General features: G+C 70.5%; 19 protein-coding genes and 3 pseudogenes. 18 read left to right on the top strand and 4 right to left on the bottom strand.

Annotation, left to right across the window (positions count from 1 at the left end; all coding sequences use genetic code 11):
• Positions 1-105 precede the first annotated feature (105 nt).
• From EFK10_RS40090 to EFK10_RS40045, 10 genes and pseudogenes are all read left to right on the top strand, one after another.
• The gene (locus EFK10_RS40090; RefSeq protein ID WP_127360572.1) at positions 106-2,232 is read left to right on the top strand and encodes a putative bifunctional diguanylate cyclase/phosphodiesterase; all 2,127 of its coding nucleotides are present in this window, start codon (positions 106-108) and stop codon (positions 2,230-2,232) included.
• A 367-nt stretch (positions 2,233-2,599) separates the two neighbouring features.
• Complete coding sequence (gatC, locus tag EFK10_RS40085) at positions 2,600-2,896, top strand: Asp-tRNA(Asn)/Glu-tRNA(Gln) amidotransferase subunit GatC (RefSeq protein ID WP_127360571.1); 297 nt, start codon at positions 2,600-2,602, stop codon at positions 2,894-2,896.
• A gap of 5 nt (positions 2,897-2,901) precedes the next feature.
• The gene (gene gatA, locus EFK10_RS40080) at positions 2,902-4,395 is read left to right on the top strand and encodes an Asp-tRNA(Asn)/Glu-tRNA(Gln) amidotransferase subunit GatA (protein ID WP_127360570.1); all 1,494 of its coding nucleotides are present in this window, start codon (positions 2,902-2,904) and stop codon (positions 4,393-4,395) included.
• Complete coding sequence (locus EFK10_RS40075; protein WP_127360569.1) at positions 4,392-4,631, top strand: hypothetical protein; 240 nt, start codon at positions 4,392-4,394, stop codon at positions 4,629-4,631. Before gatA ends, EFK10_RS40075 begins: the two co-directional genes overlap by 4 nt.
• Before the next feature lie 5 nt (positions 4,632-4,636).
• Positions 4,637-6,148 (top strand): Asp-tRNA(Asn)/Glu-tRNA(Gln) amidotransferase subunit GatB, encoded by a 1,512-nt coding sequence (gene gatB, locus EFK10_RS40070; protein WP_127360568.1) that lies wholly within the window; start codon positions 4,637-4,639, stop codon positions 6,146-6,148.
• A gap of 214 nt (positions 6,149-6,362) precedes the next feature.
• Complete coding sequence (locus EFK10_RS40065) at positions 6,363-8,603, top strand: MMPL family transporter (RefSeq protein ID WP_127360567.1); 2,241 nt, start codon at positions 6,363-6,365, stop codon at positions 8,601-8,603.
• Positions 8,581-9,189 carry a hypothetical protein gene (locus EFK10_RS40060; protein ID WP_127360566.1) on the top strand — a complete coding sequence of 203 codons (609 nt, stop codon included), beginning with the start codon at positions 8,581-8,583 and terminating at the stop codon, positions 9,187-9,189. Before EFK10_RS40065 ends, EFK10_RS40060 begins: the two co-directional genes overlap by 23 nt.
• Before the next feature lie 125 nt (positions 9,190-9,314).
• A pseudogene (locus tag EFK10_RS40055) lies at positions 9,315-10,010 on the top strand (hypothetical protein); the annotation flags it as partial.
• Positions 10,011-10,051: 41 nt separating this feature from the next.
• A pseudogene (locus tag EFK10_RS40050) lies at positions 10,052-10,558 on the top strand (RNA-guided endonuclease TnpB family protein); the annotation flags it as partial.
• A gap of 18 nt (positions 10,559-10,576) precedes the next feature.
• Positions 10,577-10,699: pseudogene (locus EFK10_RS40045) on the top strand (LuxR C-terminal-related transcriptional regulator); the annotation flags it as partial.
• Positions 10,700-10,913: 214 nt separating this feature from the next.
• Here EFK10_RS40045 and EFK10_RS40040 read toward each other — a convergent pair.
• The 3 genes from EFK10_RS40040 to EFK10_RS40030 all read right to left on the bottom strand — a co-directional run bounded on the left by EFK10_RS40040 (position 10,914) and on the right by EFK10_RS40030 (position 13,532).
• Positions 10,914-11,126 (bottom strand): DUF6191 domain-containing protein, encoded by a 213-nt coding sequence (locus EFK10_RS40040; protein ID WP_127360565.1) that lies wholly within the window; start codon positions 11,124-11,126, stop codon positions 10,914-10,916.
• 38 nt (positions 11,127-11,164) lie between these two features.
• Positions 11,165-12,331 carry a PQQ-dependent sugar dehydrogenase gene (locus EFK10_RS40035; protein WP_240677771.1) on the bottom strand — a complete coding sequence of 389 codons (1,167 nt, stop codon included), beginning with the start codon at positions 12,329-12,331 and terminating at the stop codon, positions 11,165-11,167.
• Positions 12,332-12,539: 208 nt separating this feature from the next.
• Positions 12,540-13,532, bottom strand: a complete 993-nt coding sequence (locus EFK10_RS40030) for an aldo/keto reductase (RefSeq protein WP_127360564.1) — start codon at positions 13,530-13,532, stop codon at positions 12,540-12,542.
• A gap of 47 nt (positions 13,533-13,579) precedes the next feature.
• Between EFK10_RS40030 and EFK10_RS40025 the strand changes: the two genes are divergently transcribed.
• The 8 genes from EFK10_RS40025 to EFK10_RS39990 all read left to right on the top strand — a co-directional run bounded on the left by EFK10_RS40025 (position 13,580) and on the right by EFK10_RS39990 (position 25,680).
• Positions 13,580-14,584: a 2-hydroxyacid dehydrogenase gene (locus EFK10_RS40025; protein ID WP_127360563.1), complete on the top strand. Its 1,005-nt coding sequence runs from the start codon at positions 13,580-13,582 to the stop codon at positions 14,582-14,584.
• A 272-nt stretch (positions 14,585-14,856) separates the two neighbouring features.
• Complete coding sequence (locus tag EFK10_RS40020; protein WP_240677770.1) at positions 14,857-17,706, top strand: putative bifunctional diguanylate cyclase/phosphodiesterase; 2,850 nt, start codon at positions 14,857-14,859, stop codon at positions 17,704-17,706.
• A gap of 204 nt (positions 17,707-17,910) precedes the next feature.
• On the top strand, positions 17,911-19,791 hold the full coding sequence (locus tag EFK10_RS40015) for an acetolactate synthase large subunit (RefSeq protein WP_127360561.1): 1,881 nt from the start codon (positions 17,911-17,913) through the stop codon (positions 19,789-19,791).
• 20 nt (positions 19,792-19,811) lie between these two features.
• Positions 19,812-20,339 carry an acetolactate synthase small subunit gene (gene ilvN, locus EFK10_RS40010; RefSeq protein ID WP_127360560.1) on the top strand — a complete coding sequence of 176 codons (528 nt, stop codon included), beginning with the start codon at positions 19,812-19,814 and terminating at the stop codon, positions 20,337-20,339.
• A 76-nt stretch (positions 20,340-20,415) separates the two neighbouring features.
• A complete protein-coding gene (ilvC, locus tag EFK10_RS40005) occupies positions 20,416-21,414 on the top strand; it encodes a ketol-acid reductoisomerase (protein WP_127360559.1) in 999 nt (332 codons plus the stop codon).
• Positions 21,415-21,824: 410 nt separating this feature from the next.
• Positions 21,825-23,414, top strand: a complete 1,590-nt coding sequence (serA, locus tag EFK10_RS40000) for a phosphoglycerate dehydrogenase (RefSeq protein WP_127360558.1) — start codon at positions 21,825-21,827, stop codon at positions 23,412-23,414.
• Between the two features lie 106 nt (positions 23,415-23,520).
• Complete coding sequence (locus EFK10_RS39995) at positions 23,521-25,113, top strand: DUF2079 domain-containing protein (RefSeq protein ID WP_240677769.1); 1,593 nt, start codon at positions 23,521-23,523, stop codon at positions 25,111-25,113.
• A gap of 84 nt (positions 25,114-25,197) precedes the next feature.
• Positions 25,198-25,680 carry a phosphate-starvation-inducible PsiE family protein gene (locus EFK10_RS39990; RefSeq protein WP_164836336.1) on the top strand — a complete coding sequence of 161 codons (483 nt, stop codon included), beginning with the start codon at positions 25,198-25,200 and terminating at the stop codon, positions 25,678-25,680.
• A gap of 155 nt (positions 25,681-25,835) precedes the next feature.
• Here EFK10_RS39990 and EFK10_RS39985 read toward each other — a convergent pair.
• Positions 25,836-26,600 (bottom strand): PucR family transcriptional regulator (locus EFK10_RS39985; protein ID WP_164836335.1); only part of this gene is annotated, 765 nt, incomplete at its 5' end.

Genomic DNA, 26,600 nt, shown 5'->3' with positions numbered 1-26,600 from the left:
GGCGCCCGTGGCAGCCCTATCCGGCCTACTGTTGAGAAGCGCGCCTCCATCCCGTGGACCAAAGGCGTGATTGATCAACCGGCACGGGCTGCGAGAGGGACGGGCATGGAACCGACGGACAGCGCCGGACCGGCGCGACGGCTGAGTCAGTCAGCCGCGCCGGCGCTGCCATCGGCAGCACTGAGGTACGCGGTCGTCGGCGCCGCCGGGCTGGCACTCGGCATCGGCGTCGCCCGGATACAACTGGACGGCGACGCGCTCTTCCCCGGCTCCACCGTGGGCTGGGCCTTCGCCGTCCTGACCGGCATCATCGTCGGCCACCTCGTCGCCATGGGCCGCGACCGCTGGTGGGGCGGCACCGGATCCGGCGCCTCGCTCACCCTGGCCATGCTGCTGCTCTACGGCTGGGTGCCCGCCGTCCTGGTCAGCCTCGCCGTCGTCGTACTCGTCGGCTGCGCCCGCCGGCACCGCTGGCGGCAGGCCCTGCTGCACGGCGCCGTCGACATCCTCGGCATCGGCGCGGCCTCGCTGGGACTGGCCGCCTTCGGCACCCATCCCTCGGCCGAGCAGCCCTGGTACCCCTCCACTTGGGGGATGGCCGCCGTACCGGCTGTCATCATCTCCGCGCTCGCCTACCTCGCTGCGACCCGCACCCTTCTGTGGTATGCCATCGTCCCACGCGACGGCGGCCTCCCCACGGTGGCCCGTACGGCACTGATCCGGCAGGGGCTCGTCGGCGTCGCGCTGCTCGGCATCTCGCCGCTCATCATCGTCGTCGCCGTACAACTCCCCGTACTGCTCCCGCTCTTCGCGGTGCCGCTCATCGCGCTGGACTCCACGCTCTGGATCGCGCACGCCCGGGCCGAGGAACAGTTGCGGGATCCGCTCACCGGGCTGCCGAACCGTCAGTGGCTGCTGGAGCGCGCCTGGAGTGCCCTGGACGACGCGGAGCGTAACGGCGACCGGACAGCGTTGGTGCTGATCGACCTGGACAAGTTCCGCTCCGTCAACGACACGCTCGGGCACCTGGCCGGCGACCGGCTGCTGCTGCAGATCGCGGACCGCCTCCGGCTCGCCCTCCCAAGGGGCGCCGAGGCCGCGCGGCTCGGCGGCGACGAGTTCGCGGTGCTGTTGCCGACCTGCGACTCGCCGACCCGGGCCCAGCGGATCGCACGGACGCTGGTGGCCGCGCTGAGCTCGCCTTTAAGCCTTGACGGTCTGACCCTGGTCCTCGAAGCGAGCGCCGGGGTCGCCGTCTATCCGGACCACGCCGGCGACGCGGAGGGCTTGCTGCAGCGCGCCGACGTCGCGATGTACCAGGCGAAACTTGACCGCAGCGGCGTCGAGGTCTACGAGGCCAAGCGCGACGGCAACACCCCCGACCGGCTGGGCCTCCTCGGCGACCTGCGCCGCGCGCTGGACGCCGGCGACGTCGAATTGCACTACCAGCCCAAAGTCCGCTTCGACGGCCAGGTAGCCGGGCTGGAAGCCCTCGTCCGGTGGGTCCACCCCGAGCGCGGCCGGGTCAGTCCCGAGGACTTCATCGCCATCGCCGAGACCTCCGGGCTCATGCCGCAGCTCACCGAGTACGTCCTGGAGAAGGCCCTCGGCCAGATCGCCCGCTGGCGGGCCATGGGGCTCGAGGTGCCGGTCGCCGTCAATGTCTCGCCGCGCGACGTGCACTCGCCCGGCTTCGCCGGCGCCGTGGCCGCGCGGCTCGCCCGGCACGGGGTCCCGCCGGGGGCGCTGCAGCTGGAGATAACGGAACACGTACTCCTCGAGGACCCGCAGCGGGCCGCCGACACCCTCGCCGGGCTGACCGGGCACGGCGTGAAGATGTCGCTGGACGACTTCGGCACGGGGTATTCGTCTCTGGTGCATCTGCGGCGGCTGCCGGTGAGCGAGCTCAAGATCGACCGGTCGTTCGTGGCCCGGCTCGTCGTCGATGCGGAGGACGCGGAGATCGTGCGCTGCACGATCGACCTCGCGCACTCACTCGGGCTGTTCGTGGTGGCCGAGGGCGTCGAGGACGACGAGACGTGGGAGCGGCTCCGGGACCTCGGCTGCGACGCCATCCAGGGCTGGCTGGTCGCTGCCGCGATGCCACCCGAGGAGACCACGGCCTGGCTGCGGCTTCGTGGCCGTACGGGGTGGCACCGCCCCAGGGAGCTCGAGGCCGCGCCCGCGCCTGCGCCCGCGCCTGCGGCGCAGGCCGTACCGGACGTCGGCTGAGCTGCGCTCCGGGTGCCCCAGGCCTGGCGGCCGGGCGGTGTCTCCCACCCTCCCCCAGCCTTCGGCCGGGGCCCCCATCTCGCTTCGCTCGCCCATGCGGCTAGGTGGTTGGCTTTCTGTGGCGCCTGTGGGGGTGAAGCATCGCCGGCGGCGCTCACTCCGTGCAGCCTTCGGCGCTCGGCCACCGTCAGCCGAAGAACAGAGCCGCACGGGCGAGCGAAGGGAGGGTGGGAACCCCACGTCCGGCCGCAGGCCGGGCGTACCCGACCCGCGGCGGAGGCGAAGCCGCAAAGCGTTTCGCTCCGTGGGGGCCCGCCCCCATAGGATTGGTCCGAAAACACCAAACTCACCCCCAGAGGATCGCTGCATGCCTGGCATCACGCGCGAGGAGGTCGCCCACCTCGGCCGGCTGTCGCGTCTTGAGCTGAAGGACGAAGAGCTCGATCACTTCGCCTCGCAGCTGGACGAGATCATCGGCGCGGTAGCCCGCGTCTCCGAGGTGGCCGGCGAGGACGTACCCCCGACCTCCCATCCGCTGCCGCTGACCAATGTCATGCGCCCTGACGAGGTCAGGCCGAGCCTGACCCCGGCGGAGGCGCTGTCCGGCGCCCCGGCCCAGGAGCAGCAGCGCTTCAAGGTGCCGCAGATCCTGGGGGAGGACTGATCACGATGACCGATCTCACCAGGCTCAACGCAGCCGAGACCGCCGCGACCATCGCGTCCGGCGAGGCATCCGCTGTCGAGGTGACCCAGGCGCACCTGGATCGCATCGGCGCAGTCGACGAGAAGGTGCACGCCTTCCTGCACGTCGACACCGAGGGCGCCCTCAAGGCGGCCAAGGCGGTCGACGACAAGCGCGCCGCGGGAGAGAAGCTCGGGCCCCTCGCGGGAGTCCCGCTCGCCCTCAAGGACATCTTCACCACGAAGGGCGTCCCGACGACCGTCGGCAGCAAGATCCTCGACGGCTGGATCCCGCCGTACGACGCGACGCTCACCACCCGCCTGCGGAACGCCGGAATCGTGATCCTCGGCAAGACCAACATGGACGAGTTCGCCATGGGGTCCTCCACCGAGAACAGCGCCTACGGCCCGACCGGCAACCCGTGGGACCTCACCCGGATCCCCGGCGGCTCCGGTGGTGGCAGTGCCGCCGCCCTGGCGTCCTTCCAGGCACCGCTGGCGATCGGCACGGACACCGGCGGCTCCATCCGCCAGCCCGCCGCCGTCACCGGCACCGTCGGTGTGAAGCCGACGTACGGTGCGGTGTCCCGGTACGGCATGGTGGCGTTCAGCTCGTCGCTCGACCAGGGCGGCCCCTGCGCACGCACGGTGCTGGACGCGGCGCTGCTCCACGAGGCCATCGCGGGCCACGACCCGATGGACTCGACCTCGATCGACGCGCCCGTACCGCCGGTCGTCGAGGCCGCGCGCAACGGCAATGTCAAGGGACTTCGCGTCGGCGTCGTCAAGGAGTTCAGCGGCGAGGGCTACCAGGCCGGCGTCGTCGAGCGGTTCAACGGCGCGGTGGAGCTGCTGCGCGAGCTGGGCGCGGAGATCGTCGAGCTCTCCTGCCCCTCCTTCACGTACGCGCTGGCCGCGTACTACCTGATCGCCCCGTCCGAGGCGTCCTCGAACCTCGCCCGTTTCGACGGCCTGCGCTACGGCATCCGGGTCGGCGACGACGGCACCCGCTCCGCCGAGGAGGTCACCGCCCTCACCCGCGAGGCCGGGTTCGGCCCCGAGGTGAAGCGCCGGATCATGCTCGGTACGTACGCGCTCAGTTCCGGCTACTACGACGCGTACTACGGCAGCGCCCAGAAGGTCCGCACCCTCATCACGCGGGACTTCGAGCGCTCCTTCGGTTCGGTCGACGTGATCATCTCGCCGACCACGCCGACGACCGCCTTCCCGATCGGGGAGCGGGCGGACGACCCGATGGCGATGTACCTCGCCGACCTGTGCACCATCCCGGCCAACCTGGCGGGCAACTCGGCCATGTCCGTACCGTGCGGCCTCGCCCCCGAGGACGGTCTGCCGGTGGGTCTGCAGATCATCGCCCCGGCGCTGGCCGATGACCGGCTCTACCGTGTCGGTGCCGCCGTGGAGGCGGGCTTCATCGCACGCTGGGGGCACCCGTTGCTGGAGGAGGCTCCGACGCTGTGAGCAAGCTCGAAAAGGCCAAGGGCTTCAAGAAGTCCAAGCCCGGCACCTACCTGTCCATCGGTACGACCCTCTTCGGCACCCTCGGTGTCATCAAGCAGGTGAAGAGGGGCAAGGCCGAGAGCGACAAGCTGCTGCTGCTGGACGCGGTGATCAGTGCCGCGGCCATCGCGACCGGCATCGCGCTGCTGGTGCGCGAGCTGCGCCGGCTGGGCGACGACGACGTGCTGGCGGGTTGATAGGAATGACTGTGACTCACGACCTGGTGTCATACGAGGACGCCCTCAAGGCGTACGACCCGGTGATGGGCCTCGAGGTCCACGTCGAACTCGGCACCAAGACCAAGATGTTCTGCGGCTGCTCCACCGCGCTCGGCGCCGAGCCCAACAGCCAGGTCTGCCCTGTCTGCCTGGGTCTGCCCGGCGCGCTGCCGGTGGTCAACGCGATCGGCGTCGAGTCGGCCATCAAGATCGGCCTCGCGCTCAACTGCGAGATCGCCGAGTGGTGCCGCTTCGCCAGGAAGAACTACTTCTACCCGGACATGCCGAAGAACTTCCAGACCTCCCAGTACGACGAGCCGATCGCCTTCAACGGCTATCTGGACGTCTCGCTGGAGGACGGCGAGGTCTTCCGGGTGCAGATCGAGCGCGCCCACATGGAGGAGGACACCGGCAAGTCCACCCACGTGGGCGGCGCCACGGGCCGTATCCACGGCGCCACGTACTCCCTCCTGGACTACAACCGGGCCGGCATCCCGCTGATCGAGATCGTCACCAAGCCGATCGAGGGCGCGGGCGTGCGGGCGCCGGAGGTGGCGAAGGCGTACGTCGCCGAGCTGCGTGAGCTGATCAAGGCGCTGGGCGTTTCCGAGGCCCGTATGGAGATGGGCCAGATGCGCTGCGACGTCAACCTGTCGCTGCGGCCCCACGGCGAGAAGAAGCTCGGCACCCGCAGCGAGACCAAGAACGTCAACTCGCTGCGCAGCGTCGAGCGCGCCGCCCGCTACGAGATCCAGCGCCACGCGGCGGTGCTGTCCTCCGGCGGCACGATCGTCCAGGAGACCCGGCACTTCCACGAGGAGGACGGCTCCACCACCCCCGGCCGGATCAAGGAGGAGGCCGAGGACTACCGGTACTTCCCCGAGCCGGACCTCGTCCCGATCGCGCCCGCGCGTGAGTGGGTCGAGGAGCTGCGTGCCGGACTGCCCGAGCTGCCGAGCGTACGGCGAAAGCGGCTGCAGGAGGACTGGGGCATCGCCGACCACGAGATGCAGTCGGTTCTCAACGCCGGTGCCATCGACCTCATCGTCGCCACGATCGAGGCCGGGGCGGACGCGGCGTCGGCCCGCAAGTGGTGGATGGGCGAGCTGGCCCGCCGCTCCAACGAGGACGGCGTGGAGCTGGCCGAGCTGCCGATCACCCCGGCGCAGGTCGCCCGGGTCTCGGCGCTGGTCTCGTCCGGTGACCTGAACGACAAGCTGGCCCGCCAGGTCATCGAGGGCGTACTCGCAGGCGAGGGCGACCCGGACACCGTCGTCGAGAAGCGCGGCCTCAAGGTCGTCTCGGACGAGGGCGCGCTCGGCGCCGCCGTCGACGAGGCCATCGCGGCCAACGGCGCCATCGCCGACAAGATCCGCGGCGGCAACCTCGCGGCGGCCGGCGCGCTCATCGGCGCGGTCATGAAGATCACCCGAGGCCAGGCTGACGCCAAGCGCGTCCGCGAACTGGTCCTGGAGAAGCTCGGCGTGCAGGGCTGAGCTGCGCGTACGCAAGGAAGGGGCGGTTCTCCCGTGACGGGAGAACCGCCCCTTCGCCGTTTAATCCCGTCTGAGAATTCCGTTAGCGAGCTGTGACCATCCCCACGTCCGCCCCAAAGGATCTTTCCAGCCTGAAAGAGTGACTGGTGTTCGTGATGTGTTCTTTGAGGGTCATTTCCCTGAAAGATCCACGTATCCCAGGGAAGAGCAGTGAATGGCCGCACTCGCACGTTGGTGTCTGAACCGCCGTCTCGTCGTTCTCGCTCTGTGGCTCGCCGCACTGGTCGGCCTGAGCACCGCGGCCGCCGTCACCGGCTCCGCCTACTCGAACAACTACGAGATATCGGGCACCGAGTCGGGTAAGGCCACCGCCCTTCTCCAGCAGGCCTTCCCCGGCCAGTCCGGCGACAGCGACACCATCGTCTGGCACACCGGCCAGGGCACCGTCCGTGCCGCCGACGTCAAGAGCAGCCTCACCACGGCCCTCGACAAGGTCGCCAAACTGCCCGGCGTGGCCTTCGTCACCAGCCCGTACGGGGCCGACGGCACCGGGCAGATCAGCCAGGACGGCCACACCGCCTACGCGACGGTGACCTTCGCCGCCGCGTCGCAGAACATCAGCCCGAGCCAGGCGAAGGCCGTCGTCGACACCGCCCAGAAAGCCGCGAGCGCCAACGTCGACGTCGAGCTGGGCGGCAGCGCCATCGCCCTCACCGAGGGCACCACGACGCACATCAGCGAGCTGGTCGGGGTGGCCGTGGCCGCCGTGGTGCTGCTGCTCGCCTTCGGCTCGCTCTTCGCGATGTTCCTGCCGATCATCACCGCGCTGGTCAGCGTCGGCACCGCGTACATGGGCATCGAGTTGCTCGGCCACCTCATGACGGTCGCCGACTTCGCGCCGATGCTCGGCATGCTCATCGGCCTGGGCGTCGGCATCGACTACGCACTCTTCATCGTCACCCGGCACCGCAGAGGCCTCAAACAGGGTCTGTCGGTGCGCGAGGCCGCCGAGAAGGCGGTGAGCACGACCGGCAGGGCGGTGGTGTTCGCAGGCGGCACGGTTTGCGTGGCGCTGCTGGGGATGCTGATCCTGCGGCTGAGCTTCCTCAACGGCGTCGCGATCGCCGCGTCGCTGACCGTGCTGCTGACGGTGGCCGCCTCCGTGACCCTGCTGCCTGCACTGCTGGGCATGATCGGCATGAAGGCCCTCAGCCGGCGCGAACGCCACCGGCTCACCGAACACGGCCCGCAGCCCACGCTGCCCACCGGGATCGCCGCGCGCTGGTCGGCCTTCGTCGAGCGGCATCCGCGGCTGCTCGGCACGCTCGCGGCGGGCGTGATGCTGGTGCTGGCGCTGCCCACGCTGTCCCTGCACCTCGGCTCGTCCGACCAGGGCAACAATGCGGCGACCACCACCACGCGCCAGGCGTACGACCTGCTGTCCCGAGGCTTCGGGCCCGGCTTCAACGGCCCGCTGCAGTTGGTCGCCGAGACCGACAACGCCGCCGACAAGGTCGCCCTGGAGCAGCTCACCGCCACCCTCAAGCACACCGCGGGCGTCGCCGAGGTCGGCGTCCAGTCGGCCGACCACGGCAGCGACGTCCAGGTGGTCACGGTCGTGCCGACCACCTCTCCGCAGTCGCAGGCCACCGACGCCCTGGTGGGCAACCTGCGCGACCATGTCATCCCGGAGGCCGCGGAGGGCACCTCGCTGCAGGTCTACGTCGGCGGGGTGACGGCCAGCTACGCCGACTTCGCCTCGGTGATCGTCGGCAAGCTGCCGCTTTTCGTCGGATCGGTGGTGGCGCTGGGCTGCCTGCTGCTGCTCCTGGCCTTCCGCAGCATCGGCATCCCGCTCAAGGCCGCCGTAATGAACATCGCCGCCGTCGCCTCCTCCTTCGGCATCGTCGTCGCGATCTTCCAGTGGGGCTGGGGGAGTGAGCTGTTGGGCCTCGGCAGCGCCGGGCCGATCGAGCCCTTCCTGCCGGTGATCATGGTCTCCGTACTCTTCGGGCTCTCCATGGACTACCAGGTCTTCCTGGTCAGCCGCATGTACGAGGAGTGGCAGGAGACCCATGACAACCGCCGGGCGGTCCGGGTCGGCCTCGCCGAGACCAGCCGTGTGATCAACTCGGCGGCCGTCATCATGATCTCCGTCTTCCTCGCCTTCGTGCTGAGCGGCGACCGTACGATCGCCATGTTCGGCATCGGCCTGGCGGCCGCTGTCGCGCTGGATGCCTTCGTCCTGCGTACGCTCCTCGTCCCGGCCCTGATGCACATGATGGGCAGCTGGAACTGGTGGCTTCCGGACTGGCTGGAGCGCCGCCTGCCACGTCTGAGCATCGAGGGAACGGCCGATGCGGCAGGGACGGGCGGGGATTCTTCGCGCACGCTCAGAGAACTCTCAGATTCCGCACCTACGGTGAGCGCCCATGGAGACCACGAAGACCGCTGAGGCGGCCGAAAGCGCCACCGAGACCGAAATCGACGCCAAGGCGGCCGAGGTCGAACCGGACAACAACCTTCTCGTCGAGGACGAGACGAAGACCGAAAACGACAGCGACACGGACAGCGAGATAGACGCGGACGACGCGGACTTCATCGCGTCCTACGACGACGGGTCGGAGCCCGTGGCGGCCTCCACCGGCGTCCTGGCCGGTGCCGGAGCCGTGATCGGCGCCGGACTGGGCCTGTCCTCGCTGACCGGCACTTGGATCGGCACGCTGATGTCCGACCGCCAGCAGCTGATCGGCCAGATCAACTCCTCCTCCGCCGCCACCGCCACGCAGATCGCCCAGATCTACGGCTCCCCCTGGCACACCGTCGCCCTCTTCAACGGCCTCTTCGGCCTCGCCGCGATCATCGTCGCCGGCGTCGTGCTCCTCACCGCGAAGAGCGCCGCCCCCTGGACCCGCGCCGTCGCCTGGGGCGGCCTGGCCCTCGGCGTCCTCGGCCTGTTCATCGCCGGTGTGATGTGGTTCGACGTCTTCACCGACCTCCCGCAGGTCGCCGCGACCACCACCTCGTCCACCACCGGCTGACCTCGGCCGGACATCACCTAAGGCGTCCTACCCGCCGTCTAAGGCCTTCCGAGGCAGCGGCTGCCGGTTTCGTCCGGCCTGCCGGCCACCGGCCCGCAGGCCGGACGAGACCTCAACCAGGCTGCCAGGGCTGCCGCACCGGCCTGAGCGACAGCCTCCGCGACCTGCTGCTCGTACGCCTCGAGACCCTGCCCGACGGCGCCCAGCGGGTGGCCAGGGTGGTCGCCGAGGGCGGCTCCACCGTTGAGTACGCGCTGCTCGCGGCGGTCGCCGGGCTCGCCGAGGACGATCTCATCGAGGCACTGCGAGCCGCTGTCGGCGCCAACCTCCTCCTCCCCACCGACGACGGGGACGGCTACCGCTTCCGCCACTCCCTGGTCCGCGAGGCGGTCGGCGACGATCTGCTGCCCGGCGAACGCGGCCGCATCAGCCGCCGCTACGCCGAGGCGCTGGAGGCCGATCCCTCGCTCATACGCAGCGACGAACGCCCCGCCCGGCTGGCCAGCTACTGGTACCACGCCCATGACGCCGCCAAGGCGCTGCCCGCCGTCCTGCGGGCCTCCGTCGAGGCCCGGCGCCGGCATGCTTACGCCGAGCAACGGCACGTGCTGGAACGGGCGTTGGAGCTGTGGGACAGCGTCCCGGACGAGGTCCGCGAGGGGCTGATCCTGGCTGACTACGGGGAGATCTATCCGCTGTGGTGCGGCTGCGACCCGGGTACGACCCGGCTACGGCAGCTCGACCTCATGTCGGAGATCACCATCGCCGCCCGCCGCAGCGGTGAGCGCGATGCCCTGAGCAACCGGGCCTCGTCCCTGCTGGCTATGGGCCGCTGGACCGAGGCGGCGGACGCCGTCAAGGAAGCGCCCGGCGGAAGGCCGCCAAGGTCCATGCCCGGATCACCGACCGCAGGCGGGACTTCCTGCACAAGCTGACCACTCGAATCGTCCGTGAGAACCAAACGGTCGTGATCGAGGACCTTACCGTCCGCAACCTGTTGAAGAACGGCAAGCTCGCGCGGGCGATCTCTGACGCGTCGTGGACCGAGTTGCGGTCGATGCTGGAGTACAAGTGCGCCTGGTACGGGCGTGAACTCGTGGTGGTCGACCGCTGGTTCCCCAGCTCGAAGCTGTGTGGGGCCTGCGGGACGATCCGGGCGAAGCTGCCGCTGAACGTCCGGGAGTGGACGTGCGACTGCGGCGCGGTGCATGACCGCGACGTGAACGCGGCACGCAATATTCTGGCCGCTGGGCTGGCGGTCACGGCCTGTGGAGACGGTGTAAGACCTCAACGGGAGTCCTCCCGGACGGGGCGGTCGTCGGTGAAGCAGGAAGCCCAGCGGGTGACCGCTGGAACCCCCCGCCCCTAGGCGGGGGAGGGAGTCAACTCACCCAAGACCGCGAGCGTCCACGTCTCCAACATCCTCGCCAAGCTGAGCGTCTCCAGCCGTGGCGAGGCTGCCGCGCTGGCCCACCGGCTCCGGCTGTTCGCGGACGCCGTGGGGTCCTAGGCCCTGTCCGACGAATCCCACCTGCCGCGCGAGGCTCCCCCAGCCTGGCGGCTGGGTGGGGGAGAGTCCCCAGGCACGCGCTCTCGCTGTCGGAGTCGCCCGAGTAGTCCACTGCGAGGGCGATCTCCCCCAGACTTCGTCCGGGGGTGCCCCCACCGCCTTGCGATCACACGCACCAGACGCCGCGGGGCCCGCCCTCCGGGCGGCTGGCGCGCTATTTATCAGACAGGGCCTGGGCGTCAGAGGGAGTCTCGTCGCTCGGGGGCGGGGCCTGGGGGCGTATGACCACCGTGCCGGAGTCGAGGTCTATCGGACCGCGCCCGGGGTCGCTGTCGCCCTCCTCGTCGCGGAAGAGCTCAAGGCGATTTCGCTCGTCGTCGGTGTGCTTACGGCCCGGCGCGAACAGCTCGTCGAAGAGGTCGAACATCGCGTACCCCCAGCAGCATGTCTGGCCGCCAGCGTACGTCAGCCCACCGACAGCCGGAGGATGCGGTCGTCGCCGCTTCTGGGGTTGCCGCGGCCGTCGGTGTTGCTGGTGGTGAGCAGGAGGGTGCCGTCCTGGTCGGCGACGACCGTACGCAGCCGCCCGTAACGGTCGATGAGGAAGGCCTGCGGGGCGGCGGCCGTCTTCGTGCCCTGGAGCGGGATCCGCCACAGGCGGGCCCCCTTGAGGGAGGCCATCCAAATGGAGCCCTTGGCGTACGCGATGCCGCTGGGCGAGGCGTCGTCGGTGCGCCATACGGCGACGGGGTCGACGTAGCCCGGCTGGTGGCCGATGCCCTCGACGACCGGCCAGCCGTAGTTCTCGCCGGGGCGGATCAGATTGAGCTCGTCCCAGGTGTCCTGGCCGAACTCCGCTGCCCACAGCCGCCCCTGGGCGTCCCACGCCAGGCCCTGCACATTGCGGTGGCCGTACGAGTAGACCACCGAGCCGGCGTACGGGTTGCCCGGCGCCGGTTCCCCGTCGGGGGTCATCCGGAGGATCTTGCCGCCGAGCGACTTCCGGTCCTGCGCGAGGCCCCGGTCGCCGCTCTCCCCGGTGCCGGCGTACAGCATCCCGTCCGGGCCGAACGCGATCCGGCCGCCGTTGTGGATCGCCCCGTGCGGGATGCCGCGCAGGATCGTGTCCGGGGCGCCGAGCTGCTCTCCGGCGGGCTTGGACTCGTCGTACAGCACGCGGGCGATGCGATTGTCTGACTCGGTGGTGAAGTACGCGTACACCAGGTGATCGGTGGCGAAGCCGGGCGACAGCGTCAGCCCCAGCAGCCCGCCCTCGCCGCCCGACGAGACCCCGGGGACGCTGCCGACCGTGGTCTTCGCGCCGTTCTTCGCGGCGACCCGCGTGATCTTCCCGGTGTCACGGGATGCGACCAGCAGATCCCCTTCGGGGAGGACGGCCATGCCCCAGGGCGTGTTCAGCCCCGTCGCCACGGTGGCGGTCACCTTCGCGGTTCCCTTCGCCGGGGCGGCGGACTCGGAGACCTGCGGACTCGAGCCCGTCGTGGGCGCCGACGAGGCGGGCGGCGACGACGTCGCGAACGGCGGCACCCGGCCCGACGACGAACAGCCCGCCGCCAGCAGCGCGGTTGCGGCGAACGCCGCAACCGCCACGATCACGGTACGACGTCGCACAGCGGACCCTCCCCGGCAGATCGGCACGGATCAAGCACACCACATCCGTTACCCCGGCGCCCGGCGCTTCCAGGTTCCGGTGGAGGCCCCGGACAAGTCGCCCGGACATGGCCTGCCGGGGTTCCCGGCACCCCGGGCGGTCGGTGGCCCGCGACCTGCACGCCGCCCTGGACGCGCCCGGCGCACCGCCCGCAGGGAGCGCGTCGCCTCAGTCCCAGGACCCCTGGGCGGCGGGGAGGGTGGCGATCTCGGCGAAGTCCTCCGGCGCGAGGCGGAGGGTGGAGGCGCCGGCGTTCTCGGCGGTCCAGCGGCCGCGCTTCGCGCCGGGGACGGGGACGACGTGCGGGCCCCGGGCCAGTACCCAGGCGAGGGCGACCTGGGCGGGAGTGGCGGAGTGCCGCTCGGCGACCCGGCGGAGGCCGGCGACGATGGGCTGGTTCGCGGCCATCATGTCGGCGGTGAAGCGCGGATGCCGGGCGCGTACGTCATCGGGCTCGAAGCCCTGCCCCGGCTTGAGGCTGCCCGTGAGGAAGCCGTTGCCCAGCGGCATGGCGGCCAGGAAGCCGACTCCGCGAGCCGCGCACCACGGCAGCAGGGCGTCCAGCGCTTCCGGCGACCACACCGACAGCTCGGCCTGGACGCAGCTGACCGGGAAGACCTGCTGGACGGATCGCAACTGGCGAAGCGTTTCGTCGTGCATCTGCGCCCCGGCCCGGCGCCCCGCCCGCGCGCCCACCGCGCACAGCCCCAGCGCCCGCACCTTGCCGGCCGTGACCAGCTCCGCCATCGCGCCCCAGGTCTCCTCGACCGGTATCTCGGGGTCGGCGCGGTGCAGCTGGTACAGGTCGATGACATCGGCCTGGAGCCGCCGCAGCGACGCGTCGCAGGCCCGCCTCACATAGCCCGGGCGCCCGTTGGCGACGAGGTGTTGCTCGCCCACGAGCAGGCCGACCTTGGTGGACACGAAAACATCCCCGCGTCGCTCCTTGAGCACCCGCCCCACCAGCAACTCGTTGGTGAACGGCCCGTACATGTCAGCCGTGTCGAGCAGCGACGTACCGAGGTCCAGCGCGGTGTGCACCGCCCGCAGGGAGGTCTCGCCGTCCTGCCGCGAAGCGCTGTACGCCCAGCTCATCGGCATGCATCCCAGCCCCACGGCGCCCACTTCAAGAGCTGCCGCGCCGATTGTCCTGCGCTCCACCTTGGGTGACCTCCCTCGGCCGCCAACTGTGCCATAGCGTGCTGACCATGACTGACCACGCATCCGCCCCCACCGTCTGGCTGCCCATCCCGCCCGCTGAGATCGGCGGACTACCGGAAGGACCGGAGTACGTCTTCTGGGACGGCGCGGCTGACTTCCCCGCTGACCCGGCCTCCGCCGCCTTCTACGCCGTGCCCTACATGAAACCGCCCGAGGTCACCGCCCGCCCGCTGCCGGAGATGACCGGACTGCGGGTCGTACAGACCCTCAGTGCGGGCGTCGACCACGTCACCCCCTATCTGTCGCAACTCCCGTCCGGCGTGCGCCTGTGCAACGCCCGCGGCGTCCACGAGGCGAGCACCGCCGAGCTCACCCTCGCCCTGATCCTCGCCTCGCTGCGCGGCATCCCGCGCTTCGTACAAGGCCAGGAAGCCGAGGAATGGCATGCGGGCTTCTATCCGGCGCTCGCCGACCGGACCGTAATGATCATCGGCTACGGATCGATCGGCGCCGCCATCGAGGACCGGCTCGCGCCCTTCGAGTGCGAGCGGATCGTACGGGTCGCCCGCACCGCCCGCCCGTCGCCCGCCACCACCCTTCCAACGAAGCGCTCCGCGCTGCCCCCCTCGATCGAGCACCCGCGCGGCCCGGTGCACGCCCTGTCCGAACTGCCGGAACTCCTGCCCACCGCCGACGTGGTGATCCTCTCCACCCCGCTCACCGAGGCGACGAAGGGCCTGGCCGGGGCGGACTTCCTGGCCCGCCTCAAGGACGGCGCGCTGCTGGTGAACATGGCGCGGGGCCCCGTCGTCGACACCAAGGCGCTGCTGGCCGAGCTGGAATCCGGCCGGATCCAGGCGGCGCTCGACGTCACCGACCCTGAGCCGCTGCCCGCAGGCCACCCGCTCTGGCACGCCCCGGGCGTCCTCATCAGCCCCCACGTGGGAGGATCCACTTCCGCGTTCCTGCCGCGCGCCAAGCGGCTGCTGCGCGCCCAGGTAGGGCGCTTCGTGGCCGGCGAACCCCTGGAGAACGTCGTGGCGACGACCTGAGGCAGCCACCTGAACTCCCTTGCGTCACCAGGTGACCGCACCCGGTGACGGCACCTCCCCTGTGGTCACGCTGTGTAGAGGAACTATGTCCCTGAGTGACGGAACTGGTGTATCGTCCCGATGGGGGTATGCGCCTCGCGCGGCCACAGGAGGCCGCGAACGGGCGCAGGACGACACAGGACTTGATGGGGGGCGACGGGCGTGCACTGCCAATGGAGAAAGAACCCGACGCGGGACCTCACGGGACCGCCACGGCCACCCTGGACCGCGCGGTGAGTGCGACCGGGGCGGTCCTCGCCGGGCCACCGCTGCAGGGCGGGAAGGCGGGGCTGCTGCCACAGCTGGTCGTCGCGGTGCTCTGCGGGGGATACGCGACCGGTGCGGCCCTGGGCTGGGGCTCGGCCGAGGTGGCCCTCGTCATGGGCGACTTCGGGCTCTCGGCCGCCGCGCTCACCGCCGCCGTCTCCTGCCTGGTGTACGCGGTCAACGGCTCGGGGCGGCGGCACCGGCCCGCCTGGGCGCTGTTCGCGGTCTCCTCCTCCATGGTCGCGCTCGGCAACGGCGTGTGGGGCTGGTACGAGGTCGTGCTGCGCGAGCCCGTGCCGCGTACCTCCATCGCCGACTTCTGCTTTCTGCTCTTCGCCCCACCCGCCATCATCGGCCTGCTGCTGCTCGCCAAGCGCCCGGTCACCCGGGCCGGCTGGGTCTGCCTGGCGCTGGACGCCTGGCTCATCGGCGGCTCGCTGCTCACCCTGTCCTGGAGCCTCGCGCTGGCCCACGCCGCCCAGGGGGAGGGCCGCAGCACCTTCCGCGTCGCGCTCTCGCTCGCGTATCCGCTGCTGGACATCATGCTGGTCAGCATGGTGCTGGCGCTGCACTCCCGGCGTACGTCGGCCAACCGTGCGGCGGTGAACACCGCGATCGCCGCGCTCGCCCTGACCGTGCTGTGCGACGCGCTGTTCACCTCGCCGCTGCTGCGCGAGCACTACAGATCCGGCCAGATCCTCGACGCGGGCTGGTTCGCGGGCAGCATGCTCCTCGCGTACTCCCCCTGGGTGGCCCGGCGCGGGCCGGACTTCCCGCGCCCGCCCGCTCCGGACGCCCTGGCCTCCGGCCGCAAGGTCACCGGGTCGCTCGCCGCCCTCACGCCGTACCTGGCGGCAGCGGTCTGCGTGCTCGGCATCCTCTACAACGCCATCGACGGCCAGAAGGTCGACCGGGTGGTGCTGCTCACGGGCTGCTTCGTGGTGCTCGCCCTCGTCGTACGCCAAGGCATCATGCTGCTGGACAACATCTCCCTCACCCAGGAACTGGCCCAGAAGGAGAACCACTTCCGCTCCCTGGTGCAGGGCTCCAGCGACGTCATCATGATCGCCGCCCCGACCGGCATCCTGCGTTACGTCAGCCCGGCTGCCCAGGGCGTGTACGGGCGGGACGCCGAGGACATGGTCGGCACCGAGCTGTCCTCGCACATCCACCCCGAGGACCTGGGCCGCGTGCTGCACGAGGTGCGCCGGTTTCTGGCCGCCCATCCCACCGAGGAGCCCGCGACCCGTATCGAGTGCCGGATCCGCTCCGGGCGGGGCGGCTGGCTGCACGTCGAGTCCACGGTCAACCGCTACCAGGGCGGCCTCATCTTCAACAGCCGCGATGTCACCGAGCGCGTACGCCTCCAGGCCCAGCTGCAGCACAGCGCCTCGCACGACGCGCTCACCGATCTGCCCAACCGGGCGCTGTTCACCGAGCGGACCCGTCAGGCGCTGAGCGGCCGCCGGGCCGGCGACGGCGAGGCGGGCGGCGTCGCGGTGCTCTTCATCGACCTCGACGGCTTCAAGGCGGTCAACGACACGGTCGGCCATCAGGCCGGGGACGAGCTGCTCATCCAGGCGGCCCGGCGGCTCCAGGAGTCGGTGCGGGCCGGCGACACCGCGGCACGCCTGGGCGGCGACGAGTTCGCCGCGCTCATCTGTGGCACCAGCACCGACCGGCACAAGCGCGAGTACCAGGTGCACGAGATCGCCGACCGGCTGCGCGCCCGCCTCTCCGAGCCGTACCGCTTCGACGGCACCGAACTGCGGGTCGACGCCAGCATCGGCGTCGCCTTCGCCGAGCCCGGCGTCACCCCGGGGGAGCTGCTGCGCAACGCGGACCTGGCGATGTACCGGGCCAAGCAGGCCGGCAAGGGCCGCGTCGAGATGTACGCGCCGCAGATGCAGGCGGACTACCAACGAGAAGCAGTGCGCAGGACCGAGCTGGCCGGGCGGCTGCGCGCCGCGCTGCAAGACGGCGAGTTCACCCTGCTCCACCGGCCGGTCGTGGACCTGCAGGGCGGCCGCATCACCGCCGTCGAGGCGCAGGCCCGCTGGCGCTCCGCCCAGGGCATCCTGTTCACCCCCGCCGAGTTCTTGAGGGTCGCGGAGGACACCGACCGCACCTCCGAGCTGAGCCGCTGGCTGCTCGCCGAGGCCGTCGGGCAGGCCGCGCTTCGGTACGGATCGGGGCACCCCGTTCCCGTAGCCGTACGGATCTCCACGCACCGCCTGATGGACCGCGAGTCACCGGCCCGGGATCTCGAGTCCCTGCTGGCCCGCCACGAACTGCCGCCGGGCGGCCTGGTGCTGGAACTCACCGACCAGGACCCCCGGATCTCGCTGACCGACCTGGAGCGCCGGCTGAGCACCCTGCGCCGGATCGGCGTGCGGATCGCCCTCGGCGGCTTCGGCGCCGGATTCGCGGCGCTGACAGCGCTGCGCAGGCTCCCCGTCGATGTGGTGAAACTCGACCGGTCCTTCACCGACGGTGTGGTGGAATCGCCGAGGCTGCACAAAATCACCGGCGGGCTGATCCGAATCGCCGGGGAGCTCGGCATTCGTACGGTGGCCGACGGGGTGGACCGCCCGGAACAGGTCGTCGCGCTACGCTCGATGGGGTGTACGCACGGCCAGGGTATGGCCTTCTCCGGGCCGCTCGACGAGCACCGGCTGCGCTCCTCGCTGACCCGGGGCAGCTACCCGGTACCAAGGGAGGTGGTGGCCGTTTCCGGCGGTCAGCTGACCGTGCGTAGCAGCCGTACAGTGGACGAGTTGCGCTCAAATAGTGAGACTGCCGTCCCGCCCGCTTGACACTCCGCCCAGGCCAGGAGGAAGGTCAGTGCCATGCGCACCCGAATTCTCGTACTTGGAAAGCGCGTCGGCTGACCCGAGGCCCCTCACCGCCTCGTGGAACGCACCGACGCGCTCCCCTCGCTTGCCTACCGGCACGAGGGGTTTTTTGTTGCCCGGGACTTAGACAAACCACCCTCAATCTTCCGAGAGAAGAGATCGCAGATGACCGAGCAGGCCACCGGGGCCCACCACCCGCAGCCGCGGGCCCGCGGCGCCGCGCCGCACTCCGCCCACCCCGCAGAGCGCGTCACGGGCGCCCAGTCCCTCATCCGTTCTCTCGAGGCGGTCGGCGCCGACACCGTGTTCGGCATCCCGGGCGGTGCGATCCTTCCCGCGTACGACCCGCTGATGGACTCCATCAAGGTGCGCCACATCCTGGTCCGCCACGAGCAGGGCGCCGGCCACGCCGCCACCGGTTACGCCCAGGCGACCGGCAAAGTCGGCGTCTGCATGGCGACCTCCGGCCCCGGCGCCACCAACCTGGTGACCCCGATCGCCGACGCCCACATGGACTCGGTCCCGCTGGTCGCGATCACCGGCCAGGTCGCCTCCAAGGCCATTGGCACGGACGCCTTCCAGGAGGCGGACATCTGCGGCATCACCATGCCGATCACCAAGCACAACTTCCTGGTCACCAACGCGGACGAGATCCCGAAGACCATCGCCGAGGCGTTCCACATCGCCTCCACCGGACGCCCCGGCCCGGTCCTGGTCGACATCGCCAAGGACGCCCTGCAGAACCAGACCGTCTTCTCCTGGCCCCCGCAGGCCGACCTGCCCGGTTACCGCCCGGTGACCAAGCCGCACGCCAAGCAGATCCGCGAGGCCGCCCGGCTGATCAACGAGGCCAAGCGCCCGGTGCTCTACGTCGGCGGTGGCGTCATGAAGGCCCGCGCCACCACCGAGCTGCGGATCCTCGCCGAGCTCACCGGCGCCCCGGTCACCACCACCTTGATGGCGCTCGGCTCCTTCCCCGACAGCCATCCGCAGCACGTCGGCATGCCCGGCATGCACGGCGCCGTCTCCGCCGTCACCGCCCTGCAGAAGGCCGACTTGATCGTCGCCCTCGGCGCCCGCTTCGACGACCGCGTCACCGGCCGGCTCGACACCTTCGCGCCGTACGCCAAGATCGTCCACGCCGACATCGACCCGGCCGAGATCTCCAAGAACCGCACCGCCGACGTGCCGATCGTCGGTGACGCCCGCGAGGTGCTGGCCGACCTGATCGTCGCCGTCCAGGCCGAGCACGAGTCCGGCCACAAGGGCGACTACAGCGACTGGTGGAAGCAGCTCAACAGCTGGCGCGACACCTACCCGCTGGGCTACGACCTCCCCGAGGACGGCAGCCTGTCGCCGCAGCAGGTCATCGAGCGCATCGGCGAGCTGGCCCCGGACCACACCCTGTTCGCGGCCGGCGTCGGCCAGCACCAGATGTGGGCCAGCCAGTACATCAAGTACGAGAAGCCCAACACCTGGTTCAACTCCGGCGGCGCCGGGACCATGGGCTACGCCGTCCCCGCCGCGATGGGCGCCAAGGCCGGCGTGCCCAGTGCGACCGTCTGGGCGATCGACGGCGACGGGTGCTTCCAGATGACCAACCAGGAACTGGTCACCTGCGCGCTGAACAACATCCCGATCAAGGTCGCCATCATCAACAACGGCGCCCTGGGCATGGTCCGCCAGTGGCAGTCGCTCTTCTACAACCAGCGCTACTCCAACACCGTCCTGCACGCCGGTGACACCAACGCCGGCCAGGGCTCCCACACCGGAGCCAGCAAGACCCCGACCGCCGGCACCCGCATCCCGGACTTCGTCAAGCTGTCCGAGGCCATGGGCTGCGTGGGCCTGCGCTGCGACGACCCCGCCGACCTTGACGCGGTCATCGCCAAGGCCAACTCGATCAACGACCGCCCGGTGGTCGTCGACTTCATCGTCCACGAGGATGCCATGGTGTGGCCGATGGTCGCCGCCGGCACCTCCAACGACGAAATCATGGCAGCCCGCGACGTGCGTCCCGACTTCGGCGACGCGGCCGACGACTGAGAGACAGGTAAGACGCCCCCATGTCCAAGCACACACTCTCCGTCCTGGTCGAGAACAAGCCCGGTGTCCTCGCCCGGATCACCGCCCTGTTCTCCCGCCGTGGCTTCAACATCGACTCGCTCGCCGTCGGCACCACCGAGCACCCCGAGATCTCCCGCATCACGATCGTGGTGACCGTCGTCGAGGAACTCCCGCTCGAGCAGGTCACCAAACAGCTCAACAAGCTGGTCAACGTCCTGAAGATCGTCGAGCTGGAAGCCGGCTCGGCCGTTCAGCGCGAACTCGTTCTGGTGAAGGTGCGGGCCGACAACGAGACCCGCTCCCAGATCGTCGAGATCGTCCAGCTGTTCCGCGCCAAGACCGTGGACGTCTCCCCGGAGGCCGTCACCGTCGAGGCCACCGGCAGCGCCGACAAGCTCGAAGCCATGCTCAAGATGCTCGAGCCCTTCGGCATCAAGGAGCTGGTGCAGTCCGGCACCATCGCCATAGGACGCGGTGCCCGCTCCATCACCGACCGCTCGCTGCGCGCCCTCGACCGATCCGCATAGCGAGACCGTCAGACCCTCATCCGCCCGCCGGACGTACTGTGTGGGCAACCCGCCAGATCCAAGGAGAGACCCCAAAGTGGCCGAGCTGTTCTACGACGCCGACGCCGATCTTTCGATCATCCAGGGCCGCAAGGTCGCGGTCATCGGTTACGGAAGCCAGGGCCACGCGCACGCGCTGTCCCTGCGTGACTCGGGCGTCGACGTCCGAGTCGGCCTGCAGGAGGGCTCCAAGTCCAAGGCCAAGGCCGAGGAGCAGGGCCTGCGTGTCGTCTCCGTCGCCGAGGCGGCGGCCGAGGCGGACGTCATCATGATCCTGACCCCGGACCCCATCCAGGCCCGTGTCTACGAGGAGTCCATCAAGGACAACCTCAAGGACGGCGACGCGCTGTTCTTCGGCCACGGCCTGAACATCCGCTATGGCTTCATCAAGCCCCCGGCCGGCGTCGACGTCGCCCTGGTCGCCCCCAAGGGCCCCGGCCACCTCGTGCGCCGCCAGTACGAAGAGGGCCGTGGCGTCCCCTGCATCGCCGGCGTCGAGCAGGACGCGACCGGCAACGCCTTCCCGCTGGCGCTGTCGTACGCCAAGGGCATCGGTGGTACGCGGGCCGGCGTCATCAAGACGACCTTCACCGAGGAGACCGAGACAGACCTGTTCGGTGAGCAGGCCGTGCTGTGCGGTGGCACCGCCGCGCTGGTCAAGGCGGGCTTCGAGACGCTGACCGAGGCGGGCTACCAGCCGGAGATCGCGTACTTCGAGTGCCTCCACGAGCTGAAGCTCATCGTCGACCTGATGTACGAGGGCGGCCTGGAGAAGATGCGTTGGTCGATCTCCGAGACCGCCGAGTGGGGCGACTACGTCACCGGCCCCCGCATCATCACCGACCAGACCAAGGCCGAGATGAAAAAGGTCCTCGCCGAGATCCAGGACGGCACCTTCGCCAACAACTGGATCGCCGAGTACAACGCCGGCCTCCCCCGGTACAACGAGTACAAGAAGGCCGACGAGAACCACCTGCTGGAGACCACCGGCCGCAAGCTGCGCAAGCTCATGTCCTGGGTGGACGAGGAGGCGTAACGCCTCCGATCGCTTGACGCCGTGCTCGCACTGCTCGGCCCCAGGGGGCCTCACTGGCCCCCTGGGATGTTTTTCCGCCGTAACGGCGGGACGCCGGACGGCGCTGTCCGGCGGCGCCGAACCGGCCGCCACCCCGTGTTTCCGCGGGCAAGGGCCGCTCGGCACCGCCGGACAGCGCCGTTTCGCGTCCCGCCGTCGTGGCTGGACAACCCCGGTTTGTCCAGCCCGTACAGCCACGTGCGGGTGATCCTTACCAAACGGCGCAGGACCCGGTCCGTCGCGCCGATACACTCCATTAACAAGCGCGTCAGGCTCACAGCGTCGTGCGTCTTCCACGCGACATGCCATCCTTCTCCACCGCCTTCGGCCGTCGGGACGCGGCCGTTCGCCAGGGACTAGTGAGGACTCACGTGAGCAACCCCGTCGTACTCATCGCTGAAGAGCTGTCGCCCGCCACTGTCGACGCGCTGGGGCCGGATTTCGAGATCCGGCACTGCAACGGCGCCGACCGTGCCGAGCTGCTCTCGGCGATCACCGATGTCGACGCGATCCTGGTGCGGAGCGCCACCAAGGTCGACGCCGAGGCCATCGCGGCCGCCCCGAAACTGCGGGTCGTCGCCCGGGCGGGCGTCGGCCTGGACAACGTCGACGTGTCCGCCGCCACGAAGGCCGGCGTGATGGTCGTGAACGCCCCGACCTCCAACATCGTGACCGCCGCCGAGCTGGCCTGCGGCCTGCTGATCGCCGTCGCCCGCAACATCGCGCCGGCGAACGCCGCGCTGAAGCAGGGCGAGTGGAAGCGGAACAAGTACACGGGCGTGGAGCTGGCCGAGAAGACGCTCGGCGTCGTCGGCCTCGGCCGGATCGGCGCGCTGGTGACGCAACGGATGTCGGCGTTCGGGATGAAGATCGTCGCGTACGACCCGTACATCCAGCCCGCGCGGGCCGCCCAGATGGGCGTGAAGGTGGTCAGCCTCGACGAGCTGCTCGAGGTCTCGGACTTCATCACCGTGCACCTGCCGAAGACCCCGGAGACGGTCGGGCTGATCGGCGAGGACGCGCTGCACAAGGTCAAGCCCTCGGTCCGGATCGTCAACGCCGCGCGCGGCGGGATCGTGGACGAGGAGGCGCTGGCCTCCGCGCTCAAGGAGGGCCGGGTCGCGGGCGCCGGTCTGGATGTGTATGCGAAGGAGCCCTGCACGGACTCCCCGCTGTTCCAGTTCGACAACGTCGTGGCGACCCCGCACCTGGGTGCCTCCACCGACGAGGCGCAGGAGAAGGCCGGTATCTCCGTCGCCCGCTCGGTCCGCCTCGCGCTCGCCGGCGAGCTGGTGCCGGACGCGGTCAACGTCCAGGGCGGGGTCATCGCCGAGGACGTGAAGCCGGGTCTGCCGCTCGCGGAGAAGCTCGGCCGGATCTTCACGGCGCTGGCCGGTGAGGTCGCGGCGCGCCTCGACGTCGTGGTGCGCGGCGAGATCACCCAGCACGATGTGAAGGTGCTGGAGCTGTCCGCCCTCAAGGGCGTCTTCGAGGACGTCGTCGACGAGACGGTGTCGTACGTCAACGCTCCGCTCTTCGCGCAGGAGCGCGGCGTCGAGGTCCGCCTGACCACCAGCAGCGAGTCCCCGGACCACCGCAACCTGGTCACTGTGCGCGGCACCCTCGCCGACGGCCAGGAGCTCTCGGTCTCCGGCACGCTGGCCGGCCCCAAGCACATCCAGAAGGTCGTGGCCGTCGGCGACGACGACGTGGACCTGGTGCTGGCCGACCACATGGCCTTCCTCCGCTACACCGACCGCCCCGGCGTGGTCGGCACGGTCGGACGGATCCTCGGCGAGGCCGGGATCAACATCGCCGGTATGCAGGTGGCCCGGGCGGTGGCCGGCGGTGAGGCGCTGGTGGCGCTGACCGTCGACTCCGCGGTGCCGGCGCAGGTGCTCACCGAGATCTCCGGGGAGATCGGGGCGACCTCCGCCCGCGCGGTCAACCTCGAGGCCTGAGGACCCAGCCGATCATGTCGCACTGTGATGCTGGTCACAGTGCGCCATGATGGGGCCCGTTAGGGTTAACCGGTTGTCGATGTGGACCGTGGGGAGACCGGAGCGGATGGGAACGGTACCGACCACGGAGCAGCAGCTCGCCAGGGCGTTCGCCCCGCTGCTCACCTTCGCGCCGGACCGCCATCGAATACGAACCGTCGCACTGACCCTGCTCTGCTTCGGCGTGATGCTCGGCGTCGGGCTGCAGCAGTGGTCAAACGTCCGGCTCGGCGGCTTCGACCTCGGAATCTTCGACCAGGCGATCCGTGCCTACGCGCACCTCCATCTGCCGCGCTCGCCGATCAAGAACTTCCACCACGACTTCCCGCCGGGCTTCTCGCTGCTCGGCGACCATTTCTCACCGGTCCTGGCGTTCCTCGCACCGCTCTACTGGATCTGGGACGACCCCCGCGTCCTGCTGATCGCCCAGGCCGCGCTCTTCGCCGTCGGCGTGCCCCTGGTGCGGCGCATCACCGTGCGCTGCTTCGCCGACGCCGCCCCCGAGACCTCGCGCACCGCCACCGATCTCGCCGGGCTGGTGTACGCGCTGGGCTGGCCGCTGTTCATGGCCTCCCGCGAGGGGTTCCACGAGGTGGCCTTCGCGGTGCCGCTCACTCTGCTGATGCTGGAGCGCGGCCAGGCCCGCCGCTACGGCGGGGTGATCGTCGCAGCGGTCCTGCTGCTGTGCACCAAGGAGGACATGGGGCTGCTGGTGGCGACGTACGGTGCCGTGCTCGCGCTGCGCAGCGGCGGTCGGGACGGTGAGCGGCGCGGCGTACGGACCGGGCTCGCCCTGCTCGTGGCCGGGCCGGTGGCCTGCTTCGCCGCGATCCGCTGGCTGATCCCGGCGATGGGCGGCGTGTCCGGCTACTACTGGAACTACGGCCGGCTCGGGCCCAACGTCGGCGCGGTGATCGTACGGCTGCTGACCGACCCGGTGACGTCGTTCTCGCTGGCCGTGAACAACTGGCAGAAGGTCTCCCTGCTGCTCTGGCTGTTCCTGCCGCTGCTCTTCCTGCCGCTCCGGTCGGCCACCGTGCTGTGCGCGCTACCGCTGCTGGCCGAGCGGCTCTTCTCGGACAACCCCAGCCACTGGTCGATGGCGCACCACTACGACGCCTTTCTCTGGCCGGTGCTGCTGGTCGCCGCGATCGAGACCCTGGCCCGGCTGCACGCGCGTGCCCCCGGCCGGACCCGCCGCTGGGCGGCTGCCGTAGTCACCGCCTCCCTGGCCATGGGTCTCCTGCTGGGCGTCGCCCGGCTCGCCGACCCCGCCCACTGGGAGCCGAACGCCCCCGAGCGGGCCCTGGTCGAGGCGGCCTCGTTCATCCCCGACGGCGTCACGGTCGAGGCCGACAACAATGTCGCCCCACACCTGACCGCCCGTACGCGCACGCTCATCGCCGACAACACGCCACGCGGCGCCGACTACGTCCTGCTCCAGACGGTGAAGCGGACCTTCCCCTTCGCCTCGGCCGCCCAGGAGCAGGCCCGGGTGCGGCTGCTGCTCGCCCATGGCTACGCCCAGCTGTGGTCGGAGGACGGCGTGGTCCTGCTGTTCCGCACCGTGGACGAGCCCATCCCCGGCATGTACATCCCGGACAAGAACAGCACGCCCGTCAAGGACGTCCCACTGCCGCCGGCGCCCACGCGTTCGTGAACGGACACTGCCGACTACGGTCGCTTAGCACGGGCGGCGGACGAACTCGGGCGTGAACGCTCCGGCGGTCGTAGATTGCTGTGTGTGCCGCACCCTTCCGACGGGCTCGAGGGCCGCCTCCAGAAGTTCCTGCAGGGCGCCGAGGACACCATCCACCTGGTCGTCGCGGTGCTGCTGCTGATTCTCGGGAGCATCCTGCTGGTCGGTGTCGTCAACGACCTCGTGGACGCCTTGAAAGGGCCGTACCACGAGGCGACGATCGTGCTGTCCACGCTGGACAACGGCCTGGTGCTGTTCATCGTGGCCGAGCTTCTGCACACGGTCCGCCTCACCATCAGGAACCGGACACTGGACGCGGAACCCTTCCTCGTCGTGGGTCTGATCGCGGGAGTCCGCAAGGTCCTCATCGTCACCGCCGAGGCCGAGCAGTCGTTCCGGTGGGATCCCCAGGGAATCGAGCTCGTCATCCTGGTCGGGCTGATCTTCGTCATGGCGCTGGCCATCCTGGTCCTGCGGCACGCGACGCGGCCCCGTGACTTCACGCCCCTTGAGGATTCGGGTCCCTGACCGATTGCTCTCGGTAGCCCTTGACCACGTCGCAAATCGGAGCAAATGTTGCAAATAGGACCGGTTAACCGAGACAGGACTTTCTGAGACACGCGTCATGGGTTGATCAGGATTTTCCGGGGACCGTCCGTGCGCCGGATCTCCTCGGGCCCGGGTCAACGACCCGGGTCTTTCGCCGTGCCCCGAAGTCGCGGTCCCTGCGTGTCCTGAAGCCGGGCGGACTTCAGCGCCATGTGCAGCAGCAGCCGGTCCTCGCCGCAGTCGAGGTCGAGGCCGGTGAGCTGCTCGACCCGGGAGAGCCGGTAGTAGAGCGTCTGGCGGTGGATGCGCAGCTCGGCGGCGGTGCGTCCGGCCTGCCCCGCGCAGTCGAGGTAGACCTCGGCGGTGCGGGCGAGGTCGGCGTGCTGGGGTTCCAGGAGGGGGCGTACGGCCGGGTCCGGGGTGGTGGTGAGGGCCGCCAGGAGGCGGTACGGGCCCAGGGTGGACCAGTCGGCCACAGGTCCGAGCCGGGGTCGGGCCCGGGCCACGCGGGCGGCGGCCAGTGCTTCGCCCCAGGCCTCGGGCAGCGCGTCGAGGCCCCGGCGGGGCGCGCTCACCCCGGCGCCCGCACCCGGACCGGCCTCCAGCAACCGGGCTGCGGCGGTGTGCGCGGGGGTCACCACCTCGGGCGACCGCAGCCGGACCAGCGCCGCCAGGGCCGCCCCCTGCGGGCCCTGCGCCTGGGGCACCGCAGACAGCGCCGCCGCTCCCGGCACCGTACGGATCCCCGGAACGTCCTCCGCCGTCCAGGGCAGTACGCAGACCAGGGCGTGCCACTCGTCGGCGTCGGCGCCCAGCAGTGCGCGCAGCGCGTCGGCCGGCCCGGTCAGCGCGGCGCGCAGCTCGCGGCCGAGGTCGGTGGCGGCGTGGGCCTCGGCGGC

Source organism: Streptomyces soli, assembly GCF_003999195.1.
Taxonomy (GTDB): Bacteria; Actinomycetota; Actinomycetes; order Streptomycetales; family Streptomycetaceae; genus Actinacidiphila; species Actinacidiphila soli.
Note: the sequence above shows the minus strand (reverse complement) of the source record. Positions and strands in the feature narration are given on the sequence as shown.